Source organism: Pseudocnuella soli, assembly GCF_004347775.1.
Taxonomy (GTDB): domain Bacteria; phylum Bacteroidota; class Bacteroidia; order Chitinophagales; family Chitinophagaceae; genus Flavisolibacter; species Flavisolibacter aquaticus.
The window spans coordinates 3,670,563-3,693,473 of the sequence record NZ_CP037755.1 but is presented as its reverse complement, the minus strand read 5'-3'; the positions used below and the strand labels follow the sequence as shown (position 1 = coordinate 3,693,473).

The following is a 22,911-nucleotide window of genomic DNA, read 5'->3' as shown; positions in this document are numbered from 1 at the left end:
ATCATGAAAAAGATCAGTTTATTCCTCATGGGAATAGTATCCGTTTTTACCCTTTCGGCGCAAACTAAGCCACACCTGGCTGTAAAAGGTGGCCTCAACATTGCTTCTTTAAATTTAGAAAACAACGAGAACACCGATTCGAAACTGGGTGTACACCTCGGGCTTACGGCACATGTGCACCTGGCTCGTCAATGGGCTGTGCAACCGGAGCTTTTATACTCGCAGGAAGGCGGCACACTTACCCGCATCAATGGCAACAATAAAGTAAAAGTGAAGAACGATTACATCAACGTTCCACTGATGCTGCAATACATGTTCGATAATGGTTTTAGAATTGAAGCCGGTCCGCAAATTGGCTTCCTCGTTAGCTCGAAATTAAAAGACCAAAACGGTGAAGAGGAAAATTCAAAAGACGATTTTAAAACAACCAATGCATCACTTGGTTTTGGTTTAAACTACCTCTCGTATTCCGGCCTGGGCGTTGGTGGTCGTTACAACCTTGGGCTGTCGGATGTAACAACAGGACCGGGTAAAGGAACACAAAACAATTTCCAGATCTCATTGTTCTATATGTTGGATCCTGCTCACAAAGCAAAATCCAGATAAGTCGATCGAAGCCGAAGCTTGAATACATGATCTATTTTTGACGTTTAAGCTGACGCAACAACACCTAACCTATACACCCTTTTTTAAATTGTACGAATAGAAAAACACCATTATGAAAAAAATCCATTTTTTGGCGATGGCGCTGGCTGTCGGTATCTCGGCAAGTGCGCAGAATGACCCGCAATTACGTACCCCAATGGAAGTGAAACCGCGCTTTGGCATCAAGGCTGGTATCAACTCTGCCCGCTTGGAAATTAAAGATGCAGGCAGTGCCAACAGCGGCATGAACAACAATGCAAAAACTTCGCTGCATGCAGGCTTTTTTTACAACATCCCTGTTGCTGGCGCATTCCGCATCCAGCCCGAGATCTTGTACAACATCCAGGGTTCTAAAACATCACCCATGGCATCGGCCGATCCAAACCTTGCCGGTTTGAACGAGTTCGATTTCCATTATGTATCGGTGCCCCTGATGCTGCAATTGGCTTCACCAAGCGGCTTTATGATTGAAGCCGGCCCGCAGTTCAGCTATCTTTCAAGTGCCAATGCCGATCGAAATGCAGGTGGCGAGGTAAACCTAAAAGACCGCGACTATGTTAAGAAAACCGACTTCTCCTTAGCTGGTGGCGTAGGTTACCTGTCGCGTATTGGTTTGGGTGTTAATGCCCGTTATGTGTACGGATTTACCAATGTTTGGAACAACGAAGATTCTCCTTCTTCAGCCAATATGGACTTCCGCAACCGTGTGCTGCAGGTAGGTCTTACCTATCATTTTGGCGCAGCCAAATAAGTACATGACTATATGATATAAGCAAATAATGAAAGCTGGGAACTTTGCGGCTTTCATTATTTATCAAACAGCTGTTGCGCTGCTTTGCCTATTTTTATCCCAAATTTTTGGGTTTGAAAACCATCCTGAATCATCAGCAAATTACCCTGGCCATCAGGCGGCTGGCCAACCAGGTGTTAGAAAATCATGTGGACAGTAAAAGCAGCGTGCTGATTGGCATTCAGCCGCGTGGCGTGTACCTGTCCGACCGGCTGTATGAAGCCATTTCGAAGGAAACAACTACGCCGCCCGACTACGGCAAACTCGATATTACATTTTACCGCGATGACCTGCGCAAAGGCATCCATGTACCCAATCATACCGATATTCCATTTTCCATTGAAGGAAAAAAAGTGGTGCTGGTGGATGATGTGTTGTACACCGGCCGCACCATCCGCGCTGCGTTGGATGCATTGATGGATTTTGGCCGCCCCGAGAAAGTGGAGTTGTTGGTGCTGGTGGATCGGCGCTACAGCCGGCAATTGCCTATTCAGCCCGACTACACCGGCAAAACGATCGACTCGATTGTGTCGCAGCGGGTAAAAGTAGTGTGGAATGAAGACGGTAAAGATGAAGTGGTGCTGATGGATTGAGCTGAGTCGGAAGACGGAAGTTCGATGTCCGAAGATGGATTCAACGAACGGAAAAGGGTAGATGGGGAGTGGTTGATGGTGCGAATTGAATTGTACAGTTTTTATTTTCCAAACTTTTATGCCGCTTCGCGTAGTGCGCTTTAGTGTAAACAAAACCCAACCTCATTTTTAATTATGCCATTCAAATGGTATCAATAGGAGTTAGTACTTGTCTTCGGACTTCGGACTTCGTTCCTCAGACTTTCCTACTTATTCTTGTTTCCTATAACTTTGGCCTTTAATGACGCTTTCCACTCGACACCTGCTTGGTATCAAAGACCTGACGGCACAGGACATCTCGCTTATTTTACAAACAGCTCAGGAGTTCAAGGAAGTTTTACAGCGACCCATTAAAAAAGTTCCTTCCCTCCGCGATGTAACCATCGTCAATCTTTTCTTCGAAAATTCTACGCGGACCCGCATTTCATTTGAGCTCGCCGAAAAAAGACTTTCGGCCGATACCGTCAATTTTACCGCATCTGGTTCTTCGGTTTCAAAAGGCGAAACGCTTTTGGATACCGTCAACAATATTTTGTCCATGAAAGTGGATATGGTGGTGATGCGGCACAGCGCCTCTGGTGCGCCGCATTTTTTGGCCAAACATATCCCGGCCGCCATCATTAACGCCGGCGACGGCATTAATGAGCACCCCACGCAGGCCCTGCTCGATGCACTTTCCATTAAAGAAAAACACGGCACGCTGGAAGGCGTTAAGGTGGCCATCATCGGCGACATCATGCACAGCCGGGTGGCGCAAAGCAATTTGTACCTGCTCAACAAAATGGGCGCAGAGGTAACAGTTTGCGGTCCGCCCACACTCATTCCCAAATACCTCTCTGAAGCATTTGGCGTACGCGTTGAATACAACCTCCGAAAAGCCCTCGAATGGTGCGATGTGGCCAATGTGCTGCGCATTCAATTAGAGCGGCAAAATCAGGTGTTATTTTCGTCGCTGCGCGAATATAACTTGGCCTATGGCATCAGCCGGCGGCTGCTGGAGAGTTTGCCCAAGCCCATCACCATCATGCACCCGGGGCCCATCAACCGCGGCGTGGAACTGGACAGCGATGTAGCCAACTCCGATCAAAGCATCATTTTACAACAGGTGGAAAACGGCGTTGCGGTGCGTATGGCTGCGTTGTACCTGCTTTCCAACCGGCAGAACGCATAATTTTTACACAGTATGGAACGTATTTGCCTTTTTCCCGGCACCTTCGACCCTGTTACTTTTGGCCACATCGACATTATGGAACGTGCCCTGCCGCTATTTGATAAGCTGGTGATCGGCATTGGCGTAAACGCCAGCAAAGCACCCATGTTTGCGCCGGAGCTGCGTGCTGCCTGGGTACGGGAAATTTTTGCAAACAATCCAAAAGTGGACACGATCATTTACGAAGGCCTGACGGTGGATTGCTGCAAGGAAGTGGCGGCCAATTATATTTTACGCGGCATTAGGTATGTAAACGATTTTGAATACGAAAAGGCCATTGCCGATATGAACCGCAGCCTAGACGGCGGCATTGAAACCATTTTCCTGACCTGCCTGCCGAAGTACACTTCCGTAGCGTCTACGCTGGTGCGGGATGTAATCCGCCACGGCGGTGATGTGGGCCAGTTTGTGCCCGAACCTGTGTTGCGCAGCATCAGGCAGCCACAGCCGAAAATTGCCTGAACTATAGCTTAAAAACGTTTTTATGGACAAGAATGGCGCTGTACCACAGCGCCATTCTTGTTTTGCCAGTTCATGCAGCACCTGTCAAAGGCAGCACTTGTTTCTGGACATCGCTGCTAGCGTATAGAAGCGATGGTGATGTGCCGAGTTTAATTTTGCTATTGCCCAAGCATTGGCTTCACCAATCGTAACACACCAGCAACGCTACGGTGTGCACCTTGGATATAGGGTTCCAAGTCAACTGGCTTTACCCAAATCGCTTCCTGAATATCTTCCTCTGTTTGTGGCTGCAGGTTGGCTTGCTGCGGCGCCTGCATCAGGTACCAATGTGATTCTTTTAAAATATGTTGGCCATTTTGGTGGTAAGTATGGTAGGTGCGGCAGAGTGGCTGCTTCAGTTCAATGCCGTTGAGCCCGGTTTCTTCCCCCACTTCCCGCACGGCGCATTGTTCCAGGTCTTCACCGTCGTCCAATTTACCTTTAGGCAGGTCCCATTTTCCTTTCCGAAAAATCAGCAGCAAGTTACCCTCCTCCGAAATAACGAGCCCGCCAGCGGCCTCAATAAACTGGAAGTGGTGTTTTAAAGCTTCCAGGCCCGCTTGCGGATCGGCACATACCAGCATGCCGCCATCGGTGGCCGGAAGGGCCATATCGGCAATTAATTGCTGCAGGGCATCGGTATCGGTGCTGTGCCCCACCACGAAGTGCTCAAAATAAGTCTGGGCAGGTTCCATATCGCTGATCGTCAGCGGTTTATTGTCAAAATAAATGGTCAGGTTCATGCGCAAATGTAGCGGCTTTGGGTGCACGGGCCACAAACCGCGGTTCAAGGTTATAAACCTGCTGCGCCCAAATATCGTGGCACTTAACTTCGCGATATGACAGACGCAGTTGTAACCGCCGAAAAATTGCTGCAGATCGATGCAGTTAAATTAAGTCCTGCCGAGCCGTTTACATGGGCAAGCGGCTGGAAAAGCCCCATTTATTGCGACAACCGCAGGGTGCTTTCGTTTCCTTATGTCCGCGATTTCATCAAAAGTGAGCTGTGCAATGTAGCCTTTGAACAGTTCCCTGACGCCGATTATATCGTAGGTGTGGCCACGGCCGGTATTTCCTGGGGCGCTATGGTGGCCGACCAGTTGAAGCTGCCTTTTATTTATGTACGGCCAAAGCCAAAGGAACATGGTCTGGGCAACCAGATCGAAGGATTTTTTGAACCAGGCCGGAAGGCTGTGGTGATCGAAGATTTGGTGTCGACCGGGAAAAGCAGTTTGCAAGTAGTTGACGTGCTGCGCGGAGCAGGTTTGGAGGTAAAGGGCATGATCTCGATTTTCAATTACGGCTTTGACGCGGGAAAAGAAGCATTTGATCGGGCAGGGGTGTCACTGCATTCGTTAACCGACTATCCGACGCTGCTTGAACTGGCCCGGCACCGCGGACAAATTGGGGAGGAGCAGCTGGAAGTTTTGTTAAAGTGGCGGCAGGATCCGGCGAATTGGAGCGGCGTGAATTAAATTAGCATGAAAATCTGACAGAATGAAAAAGCTATTGTTTTTACTGGTCGCCGCCTTCGCATTTGCGGCCTCGCATGCACAGACCAAGCCAATGGTGACCAAAAAAATCAGCACGCCGTCGGTTCAATGCGGCATGTGCAAAAACAAGATTGAAACCTACCTGAAGCGTTACGACGGCATCAGTATGGTGACGGTTAACGTAAAGAAAAAGGAAACTACCGTTAAGTACATTACCGACCGGATTAATGAGGAAGAGGTAAAAACTGCCATTGCAAATGCAGGGTATGACGCCGACGATGTGAGTGCAAATCCAGACTCATATAAAAAACTTCCTGCCTGTTGCAAAAAGCCGGAAGACGGAGGCGGGATGTAAAAAACGCAATCGAATGAACATATAAAAAAAGCAGCCATATGGCTGCTTTTTTTATAGCTTAATGTCAACCCGGTGCCTTCCCTGGTAATTTATGTCCCGGGTAATGTAGACGCCTGCCTTTCCCACCCGCACAGATCCAGCCGCTTTTACCTCAACTTCCTTATTTAAAGCGTCCCGAACATTCAACTGCAACGCCTTTGCAATTGGAATGGCTCCAATAAGCGGTATCGAAAAATCTGCCTTTTTGTCGACAGCCACATCCTCAGGCTGGGTGAATTTACCCATGTATACCGAATCCAGATACACATCTACCACTGCCTCTTTGACAGTGACGCCAAAATTGTTCGGATTATAGTACGTGACATTTAGGCCGATATCCACCTGTTGGAAATCAATCTTCTTCACCTTAAATGACCCAACACTGCGGAACTGGGGTGCTTCCACCTTAGAACAGGAGGTAAGTAATACGGTAACGGCCACCGCTGCCAAGCTTGTTCTGACTATCTGCATAATGGATCATTTCAAAAACCGTGCAGGGCTGAAATAGCCCACCGAAATTCCTGACAATCAATGCTAAAAAAAATAGTAACGTGCCACTGCGCAATAGCGGCATTTAAACTATCATTTTTAGTTAAGATGTTTTATCTATATAATTCTTTTATAACGGATTACAATATTTATATACTATTAATTATTGAATTTTGTCGTCTGATTAAAAGGTAGCTAAACTGGTGAATTGAACAACTGGAAAAAATCGAGATTGTCGGTTAACGTGACTGATATTCAATGAAATATAAAATTTTGGGTTTTAAAAACTTTAGTTGTTCCAAAATCGCTATAAAATATTAATATGATAATCTTGGATTTTTCGATTTTTGGCAGGAATTGACTCAAGGTGAGGTTGGTGTTTGAAATAAATTTTTAGCGCCTGAAATAGCATCTTTTTTCAGCCGGGCTCTATTCCAATAATTCAGTCTGTGTTTACAACAGAGTTTTTGTGTCTGACATTTTCACTGAATTTGTTGAGTGTTCACACTGAGTCGAAAAGGTTAAGAGCTTCGAGTGATGCCGCCAATATGACTGGTTATATCGTGGTGTATCGGAAAATGCTCGGTTCGGTCAGAAGTGATTTAAACTGCAATAATGTCGCGAATTGATTTTAGCCAACTTTCCCTGCGCCAAGTAAATGAGGAGTTTGGTGAGCCAATAGTTTTTTGAAAAACTAGATACAATGCATCCTTTAACATGAACGTTGATTTATGGCGGGTAAATAAAAACGACGTGGAAACCGGAGGGGTGATTAGTTTTCTACTAATGGTGAATTCAAATATGTGAGATTATTCGCTTCGCGGCGGGAAGATGTTCGCATTGTGAGCTGGTGAAGTTTTCCAGCTGAATAGGAGCGACAGCGTGTGTGTAAATACCCGCTTATAGCAGAGCAATTTTTACCAGTAGTTTGGTTAATCAACAAGAAAGGATCGGTTTTTTGGCTAAAAGCGCTCTAGCTAGTACAAATTGGTAAGGCATTTATATGCCAATTTGCAGAAATTATAAAGCATGGGGAAGAGCCGAGAAGAGCTGTCCGAATCGGCCGTAATTGGTTTAAACAGCAGCTGAGAACTGAATTCAACTTCATGGCTGCGCAAAAAAAGCCCTCCCCAAAATGGGAGGGCCTTTTTATAATTTTACAACGCCTACGGTAAAAATGTCAGTATCTACAACTTCACTACTGGGCGCTTTTGAACCGACAAAAGGCTGTCCCTGGTCTGGCGGATCTGGCAACGAATCTGTTCGATCTCTGCCCAGCTAAGATCGGGTAGGGCCAGGGCGGCAGATGCTTTTTCAGCTCCCTCAAGCTGTACCAATAGGGCATTATACACCTGGATCAGGCTGTCTTGTTTGATCTTCGCCTCGGCTGATTTGAGATACACTTGCAGCTTGTCGAGGTCGGTTTGGTGGTAATTCTGCGTCAGGTTTTGCTGCATCCGTTCCCAGTTGATGCGGCTCATCTCCGCATTGTACTGCTGCTGCACTTCCATTTTTTCTGCCTCGGTCAGGCCATCGGCCATTTCTTTTTCCAGCTTTTTCCATTCATAAACCGGTAGTACTTTTTTGGTGCTGCTGATCACGTCCTCCACTTTTTGCTGCTCGTCGGCCGACAAAACCGGCATTGCCACTTCAGTTTCGGCTACTTGTATATAGGCCGGATCGGGCAGGGGGGCAGCGGGTGGCGCCCCGAACATTTCCGCTTCGGCAGGTGCCTCCGGTTCCGGCTGATCAACTACCGTCGTCACAACTTCACTGTGTACAACAGTGGTTGTTGTGGTTTGTGCCGGCGTTTCATATTCTGTAAAGGCAATTTGCAGTGGGTTGGCCATCCGGGTAACTGCTTCCAGCACGTTACTATCTCCGACTGTTTTGCCGGCAATAAAAAGGGAATGCAGTGCCAGAATGCACAACATGGAAGCCAACAGCCCCGTGAGGTGCTGCATTTTCAACACCGGGCGGGCCTGTTGCATGCCCAGTATTTCCTGGATCCGTTGAAACAGCGGGCTCTTTCCGGCTGCACCCATTGCCAGGGCAAGTTGCCCCTGTTTTGTTTTTTCGAGCTGCAGCAGGGCAGAGGCATAAGCTACCCGGTCGTAATCAAACTGCAGCACCAGGTTGTCGCAGCTTCTTTCGCGGCTGGTTTCTGCAGCCTGAACAAAAAGCCGGATAAATGGATTAAAATAAAGCAGGGTTTGCGCCACGGTGATGGCGATATTGAACACAAAATCAAAGCGGCGGATATGTGCCAGTTCGTGCAGGAGGATGGCCTCGGCCTGCCGGATGCTGAGCTGGTTAAAAGAAGCTACCGGCAACAGAATCAGCGGTTTTACAAAACCAATGGTAACGGGTGAATTAACCAACGCCGACAAATACACGCCAACAGGTTTGCGCAGGCCCAAGTGGCCGCTTATTTTTTGTACAAAAACCCGGTACTGAACCGGCGCTTTGCCCAGGTGGCTCCGGCGCAACTTGCGCAGAAACCGCCAATTTTGAAACAACCTTGCGGCCGGGATTACCAGCAGCAGGAGGTAAGCAACAGAGGCGGCGGTCAGCACCGCGGGCAGCCAACCACTATTGGTTTCGTTGATCAGCAGCGGGTTGAACAGGAGTTTGCTGCCCGCCTGCAGGTATACCCAAAATGATGCGGCAAAACTAACCACACCCAAACCTATGCCCAAGGCGGCAAGCCTGAATTGCCTGCCCGCCGAAAGTGAACCGTATCTGCAGGCCAGCACATACCCGCACCACAACAACCCAACCTGCCACAAACTGTTCAGCGTAGCCCATCCAAGGGCCTGCAACAATGCCGATTGGCTGAATGCAGTCATGTTAGTTTTTTTTGAGGTTATCCAAAAGCGCTTGAATTTTTTCCAGTTCTTCGGGTGTGGCCTTTGTTTCGGAAGTGCCCAGTGCCTGTAGCACCAATTGGGTGGAGGAGCCTCCGAACAGCGAATCGATCATTTTACCCAAAATGTGCTTTTGGGTTTTTTCCTTATTTACCGACGCCTGGTAAATGTGGGTGCGCATGCTTTCATCGCGTTTTACCAGGCCTTTTTCATGCATGATCTGCATGAGTTTAAGCGTGGTGGTGTATCCTACGTCCTTGGTTTTGCTTAAACCCTCATGAACATCCCGCACTGTGGCCAAACCCCGCTCCCAGAGAATTTGCAAAATTTCCAGCTCGCTTTCCGTTGGTTTAATGTATTTGGTCATAACCTGAATATTTGCTCTACGAATATACGATTAGCTTCGTATAAAGGTTACACCAAAATTGGATTAATTTTTATTTAACACGGTCAAATGCCTGGTGGTGGCGGTTTTTTACATTGAAGGCGGTGCTTGGAGTTTCCTGCTGCGCTTCCTTAATATTAATACCGTCATCTTTTGCCGCAGGAGGTTGTAGCAAATACCGGATGCCTTTAGCCAGCGAACCGGCATTTTTTGCGCCGGCAAACAATTCGCCCCATGTTTTAAAAGCCACCACAAATGGGTTGAACGAACCAATATTTTGCGTAAGCCCATATGTGGGCCGTTCTTCTTCGGGTTGAAAAGTGCCGAACAGCCGATCCCAAATGATAAGGATGCCGCCGTGGTTTTTATCCAAATATTTGGGGTTGCTGCCGTGGTGCACCCGGTGGTGCGATGGTGTATTTAAAATAAGCTCGAGTGGCTGAGGTAGCTGGTGCACCAGCTCGGTGTGGATCCAAAACTGGTAAATCAAACTGATTTGTTGCATGAACAGCACCCAGATGGGATGGAAGCCTGCCAGCGGCATCCAGGCCCAGAACAAGAACGAACCGGTTAGGTTGCCGGTCCAGGTTTGGCGCAGCGCCGCCGCCAGGTTGTAATGCTGCGAGGAGTGGTGCACCACATGCGAGGCCCAAAACCAAGCCACGCAGTGCGAGGTACGGTGAAACCAGTAGTAGGAAAAATCGTCGGCAAAAAATAATAGCACCCAATACCACCAGGTATCTGCCTCCAGGTTGAACAGCCGGAACTGGTATAAAAAAGTAAAGAGGCCAAAGATGAGGGCTTTGGTGATGAATCCGGTGAGCACATTGCCGATGCCCAGCGTCAGGCTGCTCCATGTGTCGCGGGTTTCGTACAGGCCCCTGTTCTCCCGCCACGACAGGTAGGCTTCAATGGAAAGCAACACCACGAAAAATGGGATGGCGTAATAAAGAATGGCAGGCGGCATATCTAAATGTAAACATTTGCCTGGGGCGAAAGAAGCGATGCTTGATAAAAGGTGCATCTGCATTGACACTGCTGCAATACCATTTCCCCGAAACTTTTTTGCCCACCGAATACCGCCGGGTTAGATATTCTCTGTTTAAAACAAAAGGCACGAGTAGCATAGTATTTGTTTCCCCACCTGCTTATGGGCATGTTGCCCCTTATTTCAATCGCTAACCTTTTTTTTTTTAAAAAACACACAGTATGAAAAATTTGCTGGCCTTTGGCGGACTGGCGCTGACCCTTTTATTTACTGCTTGCACCAAAGATGAAAACGACGACAACCTGACGGCTCAGGACAAAGCTTTTGTGCGGGACATTACCTTATCTAACCGCAGCGAAATTTCTTTGGCCAACCTGGCCCTGGCAAAAGCGACTGATGTGTCGGTGCGCAATTTTGCCGAAATGATGATCACCGACCACACCATGGCCGAAACCCAGATGACCGAGATTGCCAACAACATTGGCGTGAGCCGGCCGTCCGATTCGCTCAATGCAATGGCGGCTTCGCTGATGCCGGTGCTGATGGGCTTGAGCGGAAAAAGTTTTGATTCGGCGTACATCGTAACACAAATTCCTGCGCATGATATGGCCCGCAGTATAACGCAGGAGGAAATCCGCAGCGGCAACAATGAGCAGTTGCGCAACTATGGACAAACCATGTTGCCCAAAATTCAAATGCACCTGACCATGGCTGATACGATTGCTAAACGGATCCGTTAACTTTTTAGGTAATTAGTAAAAGAAATGGCCGTGGTTCGCTTTGAACCCGGCCTTTTCTTTTGTAGTCCCTTTTTATAAAAATGAACCCCGATACACCATTGCTGCAGCAATGAATGAACGGTTACAGCAGCATTCTTTTAAACCGGTTTACCGCTGGTTTGTTTTAACTTTCTTGTCATCAACAACAGGTTATGGAATACTATCAACAACCAGTAGCCGAAGTTTTCCGTTCGCTCAACAGCACTGAAAAAGGGCTGACAGAAGCGGCTGCCACACAGGCGCAGGAGCAATGGGGGCCCAACGAAATACAGTCGGCAAAAGGCAAAACCGTATGGGGTATTTTGCTCAACCAGTTCAAGGACTTTATGATCCTTGTGTTGTTGGTGGCGGCTGTTATTTCCGGCTTCATGGGCGAACTGGTAGATACTATTGCAATCGTTGTCATTGTTTTGGTAAATGCGGTGCTGGGTTTTGTGCAGGAGTTCCGCGCCGAAAAAGCCATGCAGGCGCTAAAGCAAATGGCGGTGGCTAATGCACGGATCATGCGCGAAGGCGTGGTGGGCACGCGGCCTGCGGTAGGATTGGTACCCGGCGATGTAGTGTTGCTCGAAGCCGGCGATATTGTGCCGGCCGACTTGCGGCTGTTTGAAGCCAATGCACTGAAAGCCGAAGAGGCGTCGCTTACCGGAGAATCGGCGCCGGTTGATAAAAAAACAGACGCACTTACTGAAGAATCTTTGCCCTTAGGCGACCGGGCAAACATGGCTTATAAAAGTACACTCGTCACTTTCGGCAAAGGCCGTGGGGTGGTGGTGGCCACCGGCATGAATACTGAATTGGGGCGCATTGCCACCATGCTTGATGAAGCCGAAGTAGCCACGCCGCTGCAACGCCGCCTTTCACAACTGGGCAAACGGCTGGCCCTGATCGTGCTCATTATTTGCGCCATTGTTTTTGCATTTGGCTTGCTGCGCGGCGAACGCCCCGTATTGATGTTGCTCACCGCTATTTCGCTGGCGGTGGCTGCTATCCCGGAGGCGCTGCCCTCGCTGGTGTCTATTACATTGGCGTTGGGTGCACGCCGTATGGCCGGTCAAAAAGCACTGGTACGCAACCTGCCCGCTGTGGAAACCCTGGGCTCGGTTACATATATCTGTTCCGATAAAACCGGCACCCTCACGGAAAACCGCATGACGGTGGAAAAAGTTTTTGCACGTGGCGAAATATGGAATGAGCAAACTTGGGCTGAAGCTTTCAAAGACCCAGATCAACAAGGCCTGTTGCAGGCGATGGCATTAAACAACAACGTGGAGCCAAACAAGGAGGGCGGCCTCACCGGCGACCCTACTGAAATTGCATTGTACAACCTAGCTAGCCAATTGGGTGTAACCCGGCAACAGGCCCTGGAGCAATTTCCCATCAGCGCCGAAATTCCTTTTGACTCCGACCGGAAATTAATGACCACCATCCACCGCACCGACGATGGTTATTGGTTGATCACAAAAGGAGCGGTGGATGTGTTGCTCGAGCGGGTTAGCGGCATCAGTGATGGTGACCGCGAACAATACCAGCAGGTAAATGAACAGATGTCGGGCGACGGGCTGCGGGTGCTGGGTTTTGCCGAAAAAAAATTAGCGCAATTGCCCGACCGCTTAGATGCCGATACCGTGGAGCAGGACCTGCAATTGATCGGACTTGCCGGCATCATTGATCCGCCGCGTGAAGAAGCAAAAGCAGCGATTGCCGAGTGCCGCAAAGCTGGCATCAGGCCCATGATGATCACCGGCGATCACCCACTCACAGCCCGCAATATTGCCGAACGACTGGGCATGGTGGAGCCCGGCGGCCGTGCACTTTCGGGATCTGAGCTGAGCAAAATGTCGGAAGAAGAATTTGCTAAAACAGTGCCGCAGGTATTTGTGTATGCACGGGTGTCGCCGGAGCAAAAACTCAATATTGTAAAAGCACTGCAAGCGGCCGGGCAGTTTGTAGCCATGACCGGCGATGGCGTGAACGATGCACCATCGTTGAAGCGCTCCGACATTGGTGTGGCCATGGGCATCACCGGCACCGATGTTTCCAAAGAAGCAGCCGATCTTATTTTACTCGATGACAATTTTGCCACCATTGTTAAAGCAGTGCGTAGTGGCCGCCGCATTTACGATAATATCCGCAAGTTTATCAAGTATGCCATGACCGGCAACACCGGTGAGATCTGGGTGATTTTTCTTGCGCCGTTTTTCGGTTTACCTATACCGTTATTACCCGTGCATATATTATGGGTAAACCTGGTTACTGATGGCTTGCCCGGTTTGGCGCTGGCGATGGAGCCCGCCGAAAAAGACATTATGAACCGGCCACCGCGCCATCCAAAAGAAAGTGTTTTTGCAGGCGGCCTCGGCGTGCATATTATTTGGGTGGGCTTGTTGCTTGGCTTTGTTTCTATCTTTACACAATACCTGTACATCGATTCTTCGAAATGGCAAACGATGGTGTTTACCGTGTTGTGCTTTAGCCAGATGGGGCATGTGTTTGCCATCCGCTCCGACAGGGAATCACTTTTTTCGCAGGGCATTTTTTCCAACAAAGCCTTGCTGGGTGCGGTATTGCTTACGTTGTTGTTGCAACTGGCCGTTATATATGTGCCGTGGCTGCAACCTATTTTCCGCACACAAGCGCTTACCCTTTCCGAGCTGGGCATAGCAGTAGGTCTCTCCTCAATTGTATTTATAGCCGTTGAAATTGAAAAGATTTTAAAGCGCAAAAAAAGGCCGCTGCCAAAAGCCGCATAAATATTAATAAGCCACCTGAACTTAGTCAATGCAAAGGGCCCCTTCGTTGCGTTAAATTGTAGGGTGTAAAAAGATTGTTTGTAGTTGTCGCTGTTGCGGTCCCGGTTTTGCTACAGCATGAAGCCGTAATTGACGTAAACATAAACAGGTCTTGATACACTGGCATGCCCCGGCACTGCTGCATTTTTTATTCAAAACATTGCGCCCATGTTTCCCATTGTAACCATCACGTTCAGTCCATGCATTGATAAAAGCACCACGGTGCCCGCCATGATACCAGAGAAAAAACTGCGTTGTTCGCAACCGCGTTACGAGCCCGGTGGCGGCGGCATCAACATAGCGCGGGCCATCAAACAACTGGGCGGCGAAGCCCTGGCTGTTTACCCGGCTGGTGGCTATACCGGAAAATTTCTACAGGAGTTGCTCGAAGGCGAGGGCATTCCGCAGCAGGTGGTGTCGGTATCGGGGGCAACACGCGAAAACCTGATTGTGGTGGATGATTCCACCAACGGGCAGTTTCGTTTTGGCTTGCCCGGAACACCCATCACCGATGTGGAACTGTACCAGTTGATGGAAGCAATTGAAAACCTCGAAGGCTTAAGATACCTGGTGGCCAGTGGAAGCCTTCCGCCCGGCGTGCCGCTCGATATTTTTGCCCGGCTGGCGGCCATTGCCAAACAAAAAGGCGCCCGCTTTATCGCAGATACTTCGGGCGAAGCGTTGAAACGTGCCGCAAGCGAAGGCGTTTTTTTACTAAAACCAAACATTGCCGAACTGAGTTCGCTGGTGGGTAAAGAGGAGATCCACATGGAGCGGGTAGATGATGTGGCCCGCGAAATTATTGCCCGTGGCGAATGCGAATTGGTGGCCGTTTCGATGGGCCCCTCAGGCGCAGTGCTGGTGAGTGCCGATGAAGTGGTGATGGTAACGCCGCCGCCTGTGCGCAAATTGAGCACCGTTGGCGCCGGCGACAGTATGGTGGCGGCGATGGTGTTGGCGTTGTTCCAGGGAAAATCGAACCAGGAGATATTAAGCCTGGGCGTTGCTGCAGGCACCGCCGCAACAATGAATCCCGGCACCGAGTTGTGTCACAAAGAAGACGTGGACCGGCTGCTCCCCAAACTTCGGGTTCAGACGATGGCGGAATTATAGGATGAGCTTCCAATTGAAAAGGCAAAAGTCAAAACCAGCAAAAGAAACACTGCTGCGCATTATGACTTTTGCCTTTTCAATTTTTTATTCAATAAAAAAGCCCCCGCTTGGCGCAGGGGCGTGGTTGTTCTTCTCACAAAGCAGAAATCATTTATAGAGCGCCGTTGATGCGGCTGTTGTTTTTGTTGATTCTGCTTTATTAGACCAACTGCGTTCTGCTTTCGCTGCACCGGTCTCTGAATTATTTTTTGTATTAAATGTAATGGCCAGCGTTGGGGCAATAACCAGCGAAACAATCGACATCAGTTTGATGAGGATATTCATCGACGGGCCGGAGGTATCTTTAAATGGATCCCCCACGGTATCACCCGTTACTGAAGCTTTGTGCGGATCAGAACCTTTGTAATATTTTTGCCCGTTGATGTCTACGCCTTTTTCAAAGCTCTTTTTGGCATTGTCCCAGGCACCGCCGGCATTGTTTTGAAACATACCCATCAGTACACCGCTTACCGTAGCACCGGCCAAAAATCCGCCCAGCGCTTCGGGGCCCATCAAAAAGCCCACAATGATTGGCGATACGATGGCAATGGCACCGGGCAGCATCATTTTTTTAATGGAAGCTTCGGTGGAAATGGCCACGCATTTGTCGTATTCGGGTTTGCCTTTTCCTTCCATGATGCCCGGAATTTCGCGGAACTGGCGGCGCACTTCTTCAACCATTGCCATGGCAGCTTCGCCTACGGCGCGGATGGCCAGCGACGAGAAAATAAAGGGAATCATGCCGCCCACAAAAAGGCAAGCAAGTACATCGGCCTTGTAAATATCAATGCCTTCAATACCGGCCACACCCACAAAAGCCGCAAACAGCGCCAGTGCAGTAAGTGCCGCAGAGGCAATGGCAAAACCTTTACCGGTAGCAGCAGTAGTGTTACCCACGGCATCCAGCGTATCGGTTTTTTCACGTACATCTTTGGGTAATTCGCTCATTTCGGCAATACCCCCGGCGTTGTCCGCGATAGGGCCAAAAGCATCAATCGCCAGCTGCATGGCAGTGGTAGCCATCATACCGGCAGCGGCAATAGCCACACCATACAGGCCCGCCATTTCGTACGAACCCCAGATGCCACCAGCCAAAACCAGGATGGGCAAAAATGTAGATTCCATGCCCACAGCTAAACCGCCAATTACGTTGGTGGCGTGGCCGGTACCCGACTGGCGGATGATGGAATTAACCGGGCGTTTGCCCATAGCGGTATAATATTCGGTAATGATGCTCATGAGCGTGCCCACAACCAGGCCCACAATGATGGCACCAAACACACCGTTTTTGGTAAACTCGTTGCCACGCAGGGTCATGGTTTCGGGCATCAGCCAGTTTACCAAAAAGTAAGAGGCAATGGCTGTTAAAACAATGGAGCCCCAGTTGCCCATGTTCAGGGCAGTTTGTACAGCAGCTGTACTAACTCCGGCTTTGTCGGAAATGCGCACAAAGAAAGTACCTATGATAGAAAACAGGATGCCTACACCTGCAATGAGCATGGGTAATAAAATGGGTGCAAATCCACCGAATGCATCATCTGAATTGGTTTCCTGTCCCAGTACGATAGTGGCCAGAACTGTGGCTACATAAGAACCAAAAAGGTCGGCGCCCATACCAGCCACATCGCCTACGTTATCGCCTACGTTGTCGGCAATGGTAGCAGGGTTGCGCGGGTCATCTTCGGGGATGCCTGCTTCTACTTTACCCACCAGGTCGGCGCCAACGTCGGCAGCTTTGGTATAAATACCGCCACCTACACGAGCAAACAAGGCAATGCTTTCGGCACCTAGTGAAAAGCCGGTGAGCACTTCAATGGCTCGCAGCATTTCGGCTGAATTTACATCGGCACCCTGCGCAAAATAAGCATGCAGGGCAATGAACAAACTTCCCAAACCCAGTACGGCCAGTCCGGCTACGCCCATACCCATAACGGCGCCGCCGGTAAAGGAAACATTAAGCGCTTTGGAAAGCGAGGTGCGGGCTGCATGCGCTGTGCGAACGTTGGCTTTGGTAGCGGCACGCATACCGATATAACCTGCCAGTGCACTAAAGAATGCACCGATCACAAACGCAACGGCTATGAACCAGTGGGAGTGCGGGTTGCGGCTGGCCATAAAGCCCAAAAGCAGCCCAACGATCAGAACAAAATAGGTCAGGATCTTCCATTCGGCACGTAAGAACGCCATGGCGCCTTCGGCGATATAATGGGCAATTTCCTTCATGCGGTCGGTGCCCGCATCTTGTTTGCTCACCCAGCTAAATTTCCATAAGGTGTAAAGGAGGCCAATAAGGCCCATTAGTGGAACGAGATACAACACGGTTGTGTTCATGTACGATTGTTTTGGGTTTTAGTGGTCCTTGCAGGCCGCGGACTTTTTCAATTCATTAAAATGGCAGCTGACGGCACACTTAAATGAAAGCCCGTAAAACGGGCAAAGCAGTGGCAGCAATTTTCGATAGTTGCCAAAGATAGGTGATGGGGTTGATTCCTATTTTGATTTGTTAAAATTTGCGGTTGAGGAAAATCAGGCAGATGCTTTTAGCTTGTAATCCTTACCCAGAGCAGATTTTAGCCACTATGTTTAATAGCTTTTTCGTTTATAAATAAAATAGTGGATTGCTTGTGGGAAATTTTATATACACCTCAATTAGCCAGCATGATGCTCATGCTACTCCATTTCAGCCCTTTTAAAGGGGCAGCCCAAAAGGGCACGCATTTGGAGGACATCCTCCTGCTATGAATAACATCAACGACGCTCAAAACAACCCACACCTGCAACAACCCGATGCTGCCAACGGCGGCAAACAACAGGTGATTCCGGTAATGGAAGAGTTTGCAGTGATCAGCCGCGAAGTAGTGGAAACCGGGAAAGTGCGCATACACAAAACAGTGAGCGAAGAAAGCACGGTGGTGAACCTGCCCGTAGTCAATGAATCATACCATATAGAGCGGGTGCCGGTAAACCAGGTGCAGGATACCCCACCACCTTCGGTGCGGTACGAAGGCGATGTAATGATCATACCCGTGACACGGGAATTTACCGTGGTGCAAAAAAGGTACGAAGTGGTGGAGGAACTGCGCATTACACGCCAGGTAACCGAAACGCCGCTGATGCAGGAAATTTCCCTGCTCAAAGAATCGGTGCAGGTAGAGCGTACCCGCAACGGCGAGGACGGCACCGAAAGGTTTTAAACAATGTTTTCCCTTAACCATTAAATATAGGAGGCTATTATGGCTCAAACAGTGATCGGTTTTTTTGACAACCGAAATGAAGCGGAACGTGCAGTAGCGCAACTCCAAAGCGCAGGAATCAGCAGGGATCGGATTGATATTTCTTCGGGACGGGACAGCAGCACCACCGGTGTTTCTTACACCGACACCGACCGCGACCGGGACCATGAAAGTGGCATCACGCGATTTTTCAGAAACTTGTTTGGTGGCGATGATGATGAGGCTACCCGTTATAGCCGCGTGGCTAATACCAGTGATTGTGTTGTAACTGTGCACGCCCAGTCGGACAGCGAGGCAGAACGTGCCGCTGACCTGCTGGACGAGTATGGTGCCATCGATGTAGACGAACGCTCATCGAGGTTGAACGCATCAGGTACCGGCAGCGATTACAGCGAACGGGGTGATTTCCGTGGCGACCGCGACCAGACCATTCCCGTCATTCGGGAAGACCTGAACGTAGGCAAACGCTCTGAAGAAACTGGTGGCGTGCGGGTACGCAGCCGCATTGTGGAGCGCCCTGTGGAAGAACATGTGCGCCTGCGCGAAGAGCATGTACGTGTGGACCGCAACCCTGTAGACCGCCCGGTAGGCACCGGCGAAATGGGTGCATTTCGTGAAGGCGAAATAGAACTGACCGAAAGGGCAGAAGTACCTGTGGTTAACAAAGAAGCCCGCGTGGTAGAAGAGGTGCGCCTGAGTAAAGAAACCACGGAACGCGATGAAACGATTCGCGACACGGTACGCCGTACTGATGTGGACGTGGAGCAGCTGGGCGACCGGAGTCGCTCAACTGATCGCAGCGACCGGGATTACACCGACCGCAGCGATGTAAGCTTGAATGACAACAGCCTGTTGCGCGACAACGACCTGCGCGGATCAGATTATCGGGATACCGACAAAGACCTGCGGGACAATCTCCGCGACAATACCAATCGTAGTCTTTAACGTTCAACAACGTTGACCCACAAAAAAGCCGCTAACTCAGCGGCTTTTTTGTGCTTATAACTAGGCTAAAATATTGCGGCTCTTTCCTTTAAAATGGGCCGTTAGCATAGTAAAAGACTGAAGTGTTTAAACAAGCCAAAAAAACGGCTTCTCAATTTTTAACCGGCACCATCAGTATTTTAACCGGTTTTAATTACTTATTTTTTAATGCCCAAATTTTTGATGCTCAGCAAATACTGATGCAGCAAGGGTCTTGGTTTCTAGTGCAATATGTGTTGAAAAGTTTTAAAGCGGCAATTTTCATTAACATTTTTTTTGGACTATATTGTTTCGTGCATTGTAAGAAAATTTAATCTCAACTAAACGATTAATGCCATGAACATCTGCTATTGCAGGGAAAAGGAGCCACATTTCCTTTTCCGGACACTTGCGCCAATTTTGAGGGCCAGAAATTTCTTAATCCTTTTTCTTCTTGGTTTTGCAGTTACTCTAAGCGCACAGCAGCGTACGGTAACCGGTCGCGTAACCAACGATTCGGGCCAGCCGCTTTCGGGTGTAACAGTAACCGTGAAGGGAACCAACAACGGCACCCAAACAAATGAGCAGGGTGCTTTCTCCATTTCGGCGCCAGCCAATGGAACGTTGATTTTTTCCTTTGTTGGCTTTGGCCAGCGGGAAGTTGCCATCAACAACCGTGCAGCGGTTGACCTGTCGCTGACTGCCTCCAACCAGGAAATGCAACAGGTGGTAGTAGTGGGTTATGGTCGGCAAAAAAAGGCCACCGTTACCGGCTCGGTTGCTGCCGTTCAGGGCACGGAATTGGACAAGTCGCCAACCGTAAACTTGTCCAACTCGCTGGCAGGCCGACTGCCCGGTATCACTGCCATCCAAAGCAGCGGTGAGCCTGGTTATGATGGTTCCACCATCCGCATTCGCGGTACAAACTCTTTCGGCAACAGCTCACCACTTGTGGTGATCGATGGTGTGCCTGACCGAGCTGGTGGTTTGGACCGGCTAAACCCCGCCGACATTGAGAGTATGTCGATTCTTAAAGATGCTGCTGCGGCCATCTATGGTGCCCGTGCAGCTAACGGTGTAATCCTGATCACTACCAAACAAGGTAAAGTTGGGAAGCCCGTTGTTTCTTACGACTACAACTATGGCCTGCTGCAACCAACCGTTGTGCCGGAAATGGCCAGTGCTGCGCAATATGCGGAATTGATGAATGAGCAGGTTATGTTTCAGAATGTACCATACAGCCAGTGGGGTGCAGCTTGGCCTTCGATCAAGCAACAAGGTTTTTATGTTCGTTCTGACAACAACCAGCGTGTAAATGCTATTTATTCGCCGCAAGACGTACAAAAGTTTGCAGACGGTTCCAGCCCCTTGACGCATCCTAATACCAACTGGTACAACAATGTGTTTAAAAAATGGACGAACCAGCAAACACACAGCCTGCAGGTAAGCGGCGGTACAGAAGCGGTGCGGGTTTTGGCTTCCATTGGTTATCAAAACCAGGATGCTTACTACAAAAACTCGGCTACCAAATACAGCCAATACGATGCCCGCATTAACGTAGATGCAAAAATTAACCAGTACATCAATACAACCATCGGTGCTTTGTACCGCCAGGAAATTCGTGATTTCCCAACGGTAGGTGCCGGCGATATCTTCAGAATGCTGATCCGTGGCAAGCCTACGGAAATTGCTGTTTGGCCTAATGGTCTTCCCGGACCGGACATTGAAAACGGACAAAACCCCGTGGTGGTAACTACTGGCGCCACTGGTTATGATAAGGACAAGCGTGATTACCTGCAAGCAAACGGAAGCGTTGTCATCAGCAACCCCTGGGTGAGTGGGCTGAAATTAACGCTGCAAGCAGCGGCTGATAAGTATATGCAGCGCACCAAGCGTTTTGCTACCCCATGGGCGCTGTACACTTGGGACAAAACTACTTTTGAGGCAGACGGTGTAACACCCAAACTCACCAGAACCATTCGTTCAACTTTTACCGACCCCCAATTACGCATGGGCGATGCTGAGGAGTTCAAGCTGACGCTTACCGGTTTACTAAACTACGATCGCACCTTTGGTGATCACACCGTTGGCTTATTAGCGGGTATTCAAAAAGAACAAAGAGAAGGTGATAACTTCTTTGCCTTCCGGCGCAACTTTATTTCTCCTGCATTGGATCAGTTGAGTGTTGGTGGTACTGTACAGCAAGATCTTGGCGGCGGCGGTTTCAACGAAGCTCGGCTTAGTTACTTTGGCCGGGCTGCTTACAACTACCAGGAGAAATACCTTGCAGAATTCCTGTGGCGCTATGATGGTTCATACTTCTTCCCAGAGGACAAGCGTTTTGGTTTCTTCCCTGGCGTGCTGGCAGGCTGGACCATTTCCAAAGAAAAATTCTTTGAGCCAGTTAAGTTTGTCAACAACTTGAAAATCAGGGGTTCTTACGGCCAGATGGGTAACGACCGTGTGAACTTGCCTGCATTTGGATTTTTGTCTACCTACTCACTCTCTGGTACACAAGTAATCAATGGACAAATCCAGCGTACACTAACTGAAGCCCGTGTGCCCAACCTCAATTTTACATGGGAAGTTGCTACCAACGCCAATATCGGGTTGGAAGGTTCGCTGTTCAACAATCGTGTTTTCTTCGAGTTTGACGTATTTCGCAACAAGCGTGATCAGATGTTGATCACAAATGCTGCAACTATTCCAAACAGTGCCGGTATTGCTTCGCTTCCACCTGTAAACGAAGGTGAAATGGTGAACCGGGGCTGGGAATTCCGACTGGGTTACAATGGTAAATCGGGTCGTGATTTCAACTATACGGTTGCAATTAACGGAGGTTACTCTAAAAACGAGGTGCTGAAATGGAACGACATCGCCAGTGCCCCTGAGTATCAAAAAACAGTTGGTCGTCCTGTTGGTACCAACGGTGCTGCCTACTTGGCTTATGAGTATGATGGTATTTTTGTGGACGAAAAAGACATCGCTGCAAATACCCTCGATTACACTGAGATCGAACGGGAACTGCGCCCCGGCGACATGAAGTTCAAGGACATCAACGGAGATAACAAGATCAACGCCTTCGACCAGGTGCGTCTTGACCAAACTCGCGACCCGCTCTTCACTGGCGGCATCAGTATCAATATGAGCTACAAAAGCTTTGACCTGTCGATGCTGTTTCAAGGTGCAACCGGCGGCTTGCAAAGGCTGAACTTCAACGAGACTGGTGAGTTTGGCAACTGGCTGGATTATGGTTACAACAACCGCTGGTCGGTTGACAATCCAAGCAGCGAACATCCTCGTCTGGTGAGCCGCAACAACCGTTACTATGCCGGCAACCAGGGCAACAACACCTATTGGTTGCGCAGCAACAGGTATTTGCGTTTCAAAAACTTCGAACTGGGTTACAACCTTGCTCCCAGCATTGGCGACCGGTTAGGTATCAGCCGCTTACGTTTGTATGTAAGTGGGTTGAACATTGCTACCTGGGATAAGTTGGGCATTTGGGATCCGGAGGCAACGGCAGAAAACGGATATGCTTATCCTCAGTCCCGGATTATTTCATTTGGTGCCCGTGTTACCTTCTAATTCCTACAAT

The 22,911-nt window shown here is 49.2% G+C and carries 19 protein-coding genes; 13 read left to right on the top strand and 6 right to left on the bottom strand.

Features of this window, described 5'->3' with window-relative positions; translation table 11 throughout:
• The first annotated feature begins 3 nt into the window (after positions 1-3).
• From EPD17_RS15155 to coaD, 5 genes are all read left to right on the top strand, one after another.
• On the top strand, positions 4-606 hold the full coding sequence (locus EPD17_RS15155; protein ID WP_165929626.1) for a porin family protein: 603 nt from the start codon (positions 4-6) through the stop codon (positions 604-606).
• Between the two features lie 112 nt (positions 607-718).
• On the top strand, positions 719-1,396 hold the full coding sequence (locus EPD17_RS15150) for a porin family protein (RefSeq protein ID WP_114236165.1): 678 nt from the start codon (positions 719-721) through the stop codon (positions 1,394-1,396).
• A 113-nt stretch (positions 1,397-1,509) separates the two neighbouring features.
• On the top strand, positions 1,510-2,028 hold the full coding sequence (gene pyrR, locus EPD17_RS15145; protein WP_132055458.1) for a bifunctional pyr operon transcriptional regulator/uracil phosphoribosyltransferase PyrR: 519 nt from the start codon (positions 1,510-1,512) through the stop codon (positions 2,026-2,028).
• 280 nt (positions 2,029-2,308) lie between these two features.
• A complete protein-coding gene (locus tag EPD17_RS15140) occupies positions 2,309-3,238 on the top strand; it encodes an aspartate carbamoyltransferase catalytic subunit (RefSeq protein ID WP_132055457.1) in 930 nt (309 codons plus the stop codon).
• Between the two features lie 12 nt (positions 3,239-3,250).
• Positions 3,251-3,739 (top strand): pantetheine-phosphate adenylyltransferase, encoded by a 489-nt coding sequence (gene coaD / locus EPD17_RS15135; RefSeq protein ID WP_132055456.1) that lies wholly within the window; start codon positions 3,251-3,253, stop codon positions 3,737-3,739.
• Between the two features lie 158 nt (positions 3,740-3,897).
• Here coaD and EPD17_RS15130 read toward each other — a convergent pair whose 3' ends face one another.
• The gene (locus EPD17_RS15130) at positions 3,898-4,521 is read right to left on the bottom strand and encodes an NUDIX hydrolase (RefSeq protein WP_132055455.1); all 624 of its coding nucleotides are present in this window, start codon (positions 4,519-4,521) and stop codon (positions 3,898-3,900) included.
• A 96-nt stretch (positions 4,522-4,617) separates the two neighbouring features.
• Between EPD17_RS15130 and pyrE the strand changes: the two genes are divergently transcribed.
• Both pyrE and EPD17_RS15120 read left to right on the top strand, forming a co-directional pair.
• Positions 4,618-5,253, top strand: a complete 636-nt coding sequence (gene pyrE, locus EPD17_RS15125; RefSeq protein WP_114236161.1) for an orotate phosphoribosyltransferase — start codon at positions 4,618-4,620, stop codon at positions 5,251-5,253.
• Between the two features lie 22 nt (positions 5,254-5,275).
• Entirely contained in the window at positions 5,276-5,626 is a 351-nt protein-coding gene (locus EPD17_RS15120; protein ID WP_132055454.1) for a heavy-metal-associated domain-containing protein, read from the top strand.
• 51 nt (positions 5,627-5,677) lie between these two features.
• Here the strand turns inward: EPD17_RS15120 and EPD17_RS15115 are convergent, their stop codons facing one another.
• The 4 genes from EPD17_RS15115 to EPD17_RS15100 all read right to left on the bottom strand — a co-directional run bounded on the left by EPD17_RS15115 (position 5,678) and on the right by EPD17_RS15100 (position 10,373).
• Positions 5,678-6,136: an LEA type 2 family protein gene (locus EPD17_RS15115; protein WP_132055453.1), complete on the bottom strand. Its 459-nt coding sequence runs from the start codon at positions 6,134-6,136 to the stop codon at positions 5,678-5,680.
• A gap of 1,205 nt (positions 6,137-7,341) precedes the next feature.
• A complete protein-coding gene (locus tag EPD17_RS15110; protein ID WP_132055452.1) occupies positions 7,342-9,003 on the bottom strand; it encodes a M56 family metallopeptidase in 1,662 nt (553 codons plus the stop codon).
• A gap of 1 nt (position 9,004) precedes the next feature.
• Positions 9,005-9,388, bottom strand: coding sequence for a BlaI/MecI/CopY family transcriptional regulator (locus tag EPD17_RS15105; RefSeq protein WP_114236157.1), 384 nt, complete (start codon positions 9,386-9,388; stop codon positions 9,005-9,007).
• A 70-nt stretch (positions 9,389-9,458) separates the two neighbouring features.
• Positions 9,459-10,373: a sterol desaturase family protein gene (locus EPD17_RS15100; RefSeq protein ID WP_132055451.1), complete on the bottom strand. Its 915-nt coding sequence runs from the start codon at positions 10,371-10,373 to the stop codon at positions 9,459-9,461.
• A gap of 242 nt (positions 10,374-10,615) precedes the next feature.
• Between EPD17_RS15100 and EPD17_RS15095 the strand changes: the two genes are divergently transcribed.
• The 3 genes from EPD17_RS15095 (at position 10,616) to EPD17_RS15085 (ending at position 15,078) form a co-directional block, all read left to right on the top strand.
• Positions 10,616-11,134, top strand: coding sequence for a DUF4142 domain-containing protein (locus EPD17_RS15095; RefSeq protein WP_132055450.1), 519 nt, complete (start codon positions 10,616-10,618; stop codon positions 11,132-11,134).
• 191 nt (positions 11,135-11,325) lie between these two features.
• Positions 11,326-13,926, top strand: a complete 2,601-nt coding sequence (locus tag EPD17_RS15090; RefSeq protein ID WP_132055449.1) for a cation-translocating P-type ATPase — start codon at positions 11,326-11,328, stop codon at positions 13,924-13,926.
• A 207-nt stretch (positions 13,927-14,133) separates the two neighbouring features.
• Entirely contained in the window at positions 14,134-15,078 is a 945-nt protein-coding gene (locus EPD17_RS15085; protein ID WP_132055448.1) for a 1-phosphofructokinase family hexose kinase, read from the top strand.
• A gap of 147 nt (positions 15,079-15,225) precedes the next feature.
• Here the strand turns inward: EPD17_RS15085 and EPD17_RS15080 are convergent, their stop codons facing one another.
• The gene (locus EPD17_RS15080) at positions 15,226-17,448 is read right to left on the bottom strand and encodes a sodium-translocating pyrophosphatase (RefSeq protein WP_132055447.1); all 2,223 of its coding nucleotides are present in this window, start codon (positions 17,446-17,448) and stop codon (positions 15,226-15,228) included.
• Positions 17,449-17,855: 407 nt separating this feature from the next.
• On the opposite strand from EPD17_RS15080, the gene EPD17_RS15075 reads away from it, so the two are divergent.
• The 3 genes from EPD17_RS15075 (at position 17,856) to EPD17_RS15065 (ending at position 22,901) form a co-directional block, all read left to right on the top strand.
• Complete coding sequence (locus tag EPD17_RS15075; RefSeq protein WP_132055446.1) at positions 17,856-18,311, top strand: YsnF/AvaK domain-containing protein; 456 nt, start codon at positions 17,856-17,858, stop codon at positions 18,309-18,311.
• A gap of 39 nt (positions 18,312-18,350) precedes the next feature.
• Positions 18,351-19,295, top strand: coding sequence for a YsnF/AvaK domain-containing protein (locus tag EPD17_RS15070; RefSeq protein ID WP_132055445.1), 945 nt, complete (start codon positions 18,351-18,353; stop codon positions 19,293-19,295).
• 438 nt (positions 19,296-19,733) lie between these two features.
• Positions 19,734-22,901, top strand: a complete 3,168-nt coding sequence (locus tag EPD17_RS15065) for a SusC/RagA family TonB-linked outer membrane protein (protein WP_240040639.1) — start codon at positions 19,734-19,736, stop codon at positions 22,899-22,901.
• Positions 22,902-22,911: the final 10 nt, after the last annotated feature.